The following is a 3181-nucleotide window of genomic DNA, read 5'->3' as shown; positions in this document are numbered from 1 at the left end:
ATGTCTCTCGCTCATTCAAATAATGAGAGACAACTTTGGTGATTTGATTATCAACTCGAAACTCCTTCGGGTTGTATGGTTAAGTGACTAAGCGTACACGGTGGATGCCTTGGCAGTCAGAGGCGATGAAGGACGTATTAACTTGCGATAAGCCCAGATTAGGTAGTAAAAACCATTTGAGTCTGGGATTTCCGAATGGGGAAACCCAATACCATAAGGTATTACTGTTGAGTGAATACATAGCTCAACAGGGCGAACCGGGGGAACTGAAACATCTAAGTACCCCGAGGAAAAGAAATCAACCGAGATTCCGAAAGTAGCGGCGAGCGAAATTGGACTAGCCCTTAAGCTTTACACGCGTTAGACGAACGGTCTGGAAAGTCCGACGATACAGGGTGATAGTCCCGTAGTTGACGACGTGTGTTCAGTGAAATCGAGTAGGGCGGGACACGTGATATCCTGTCTGAATATGGGGGGACCATCCTCCAAGGCTAAATACTACTGACTGACCGATAGTGAACCAGTACCGTGAGGGAAAGGCGAAAAGAACCCCTGTGAGGGGAGTGAAATAGAACCTGAAACCGTGTACGTACAAGCAGTAGGAGCAGGCTTTGTCCTGTGACTGCGTACCTTTTGTATAATGGGTCAGCGACTTATATTCAGTGGCAAGGTTAACCATCTAGGGGAGCCGTAGGGAAACCGAGTCTTAACTGGGCGTTCAGTCTCTGGATATAGACCCGAAACCAGGTGATCTAGCCATGGGCAGGTTGAAGGTTGAGTAACATCAACTGGAGGACCGAACCGACTAATGTTGAAAAATTAGCGGATGACTTGTGGCTAGGGGTGAAAGGCCAATCAAACCTGGAGATAGCTGGTTCTCCCCGAAAGCTATTTAGGTAGCGCCTCGGACGAATACTACTGGGGGTAGAGCACTGTTAAGGCTAGGGGGTCATCCCGACTTACCAACCCTTTGCAAACTCCGAATACCAGTAAGTACTATCCGGGAGACACACGGCGGGTGCTAACGTCCGTCGTGGAGAGGGAAACAACCCAGACCGCCAGCTAAGGTCCCAAATTACTACTAAGTGGGAAACGATGTGGGAAGGCTCAGACAGCCAGGATGTTGGCTTAGAAGCAGCCATCATTTAAAGAAAGCGTAATAGCTCACTGGTCGAGTCGGCCTGCGCGGAAGATGTAACGGGGCTAAGTAGTAAACCGAAGCTGCGGCAATATACTTTTGTATATTGGGTAGGGGAGCGTTCTGTAAGCGGTTGAAGGTGTGTGGTAACGCATGCTGGACGTATCAGAAGTGCGAATGCTGACATGAGTAACGATAAAGGGGGTGAAAAACCTCCTCGCCGGAAGACCAAGGGTTCCTGTCCAACGTTAATCGGGGCAGGGTAAGTCGACCCCTAAGGCGAGGCCGAAAGGCGTAGTCGATGGGAAACGGGTTAATATTCCCGTACTTCTTACAATTGCGATGGGGGGACGGAGAAGGCTAGGTGGGCCTGGCGACGGTTGTCCAGGTTCAAGTGCGTAGGCTGAGAAATTAGGTAAATCCGGTTTCTCTTAAGGCTGAGACACGACGTCGAGCATCTACGGATGTGAAGTCATTGATGCCATGCTTCCAGGAAAAGCCTCTAAGCTTCAGATTGTAAGGAATCGTACCCCAAACCGACACAGGTGGTCGGGTAGAGAATACCAAGGCGCTTGAGAGAACTCGGGTGAAGGAACTAGGCAAAATGGTACCGTAACTTCGGGAGAAGGTACGCTCTCGACGGTGAAGTCCCTCGCGGATGGAGCTATTGAGAGTCGCAGATACCAGGTGGCTGCAACTGTTTATTAAAAACACAGCACTGTGCAAAATCGCAAGATGACGTATACGGTGTGACGCCTGCCCGGTGCCGGAAGGTTAATTGATGGGGTTAGACTTCGGTCGAAGCTCTTGATCGAAGCCCCGGTAAACGGCGGCCGTAACTATAACGGTCCTAAGGTAGCGAAATTCCTTGTCGGGTAAGTTCCGACCTGCACGAATGGCGTAATGATGGCCACGCTGTCTCCACCCGAGACTCAGTGAAATTGAAATCGCTGTGAAGATGCAGTGTACCCGCGGCTAGACGGAAAGACCCCGTGAACCTTTACTACAGCTTGGCACTGAACATTGACCCTACATGTGTAGGATAGGTGGGAGGCTTTGAAGCGCAGTCGCTAGATTGCGTGGAGCCGTCCTTGAAATACCACCCTTGTAGTGTTGATGTTCTAACGTCGACCCCTTATCGGGGTTGCGGACAGTGCCTGGTGGGTAGTTTGACTGGGGCGGTCTCCTCCCAAAGCGTAACGGAGGAGCACGAAGGTGGGCTAATCACGGTTGGACATCGTGAGGTTAGTGCAATGGCATAAGCCCGCTTGACTGCGAGAATGACAATTCGAGCAGGTGCGAAAGCAGGTCATAGTGATCCGGTGGTTCTGAATGGAAGGGCCATCGCTCAACGGATAAAAGGTACTCCGGGGATAACAGGCTGATACCGCCCAAGAGTTCATATCGACGGCGGTGTTTGGCACCTCGATGTCGGCTCATCACATCCTGGGGCTGAAGTCGGTCCCAAGGGTATGGCTGTTCGCCATTTAAAGTGGTACGCGAGCTGGGTTTAGAACGTCGTGAGACAGTTCGGTCCCTATCTGCCGTGGGCGTTGGAGAATTGAAAGGGGCTGCTCCTAGTACGAGAGGACCGGAGTGGACGAACCTCTGGTGTTCGGGTTGTGTCGCCAGACGCATTGCCCGGTAGCTAAGTTCGGGATCGATAACCGCTGAAAGCATCTAAGCGGGAAGCGAGCCTTGAGATGAGTTCTCCCTGATACTTTAAGTATCCTAAAGGGTTGTCGTAGACTACGACGTTGATAGGCAGGGTGTGTAAGCGTTGTGAGGCGTTGAGCTAACCTGTACTAATTGCCCGTGAGGCTTAACCATACAACACCCAAGGGGTTTTGATGGACTCAATGAAAGAACATTGAATGTGTAAGAACGAGAATTAAAAAAACAGCTTTCCGAATTAAAGAATTTGCTTGGCGACCATAGCGTTTTGGACCCACCTGATTTCCATGCCGAACTCAGAAGTGAAACGAAATAGCGCCGATGGTAGTGTGGGGCTTCCCCATGTGAGAGTAGGACATCGCCAGGCTT

General features: G+C 50.8%; 2 rRNA genes. Both read left to right on the top strand.

Going from position 1 to position 3181, the window contains the following annotated elements:
• Positions 1-77: 77 nt before the first annotated feature.
• Positions 78-2968: ribosomal RNA gene (locus IJ23_RS19120) — 23S ribosomal RNA — on the top strand.
• Between the two features lie 94 nt (positions 2969-3062).
• Positions 3063-3179: ribosomal RNA gene (rrf, locus tag IJ23_RS19115) — 5S ribosomal RNA — on the top strand.
• Positions 3180-3181: the final 2 nt, after the last annotated feature.

It is taken from the genome of Vibrio sp. OY15 (assembly GCF_000742455.1).
In the GTDB taxonomy this organism is placed as follows: domain Bacteria; phylum Pseudomonadota; class Gammaproteobacteria; order Enterobacterales; family Vibrionaceae; genus Vibrio; species Vibrio alginolyticus.
The sequence above is the reverse complement of the archived record's forward strand: the minus strand, read 5'-3'. Positions and strand labels throughout refer to the sequence as shown.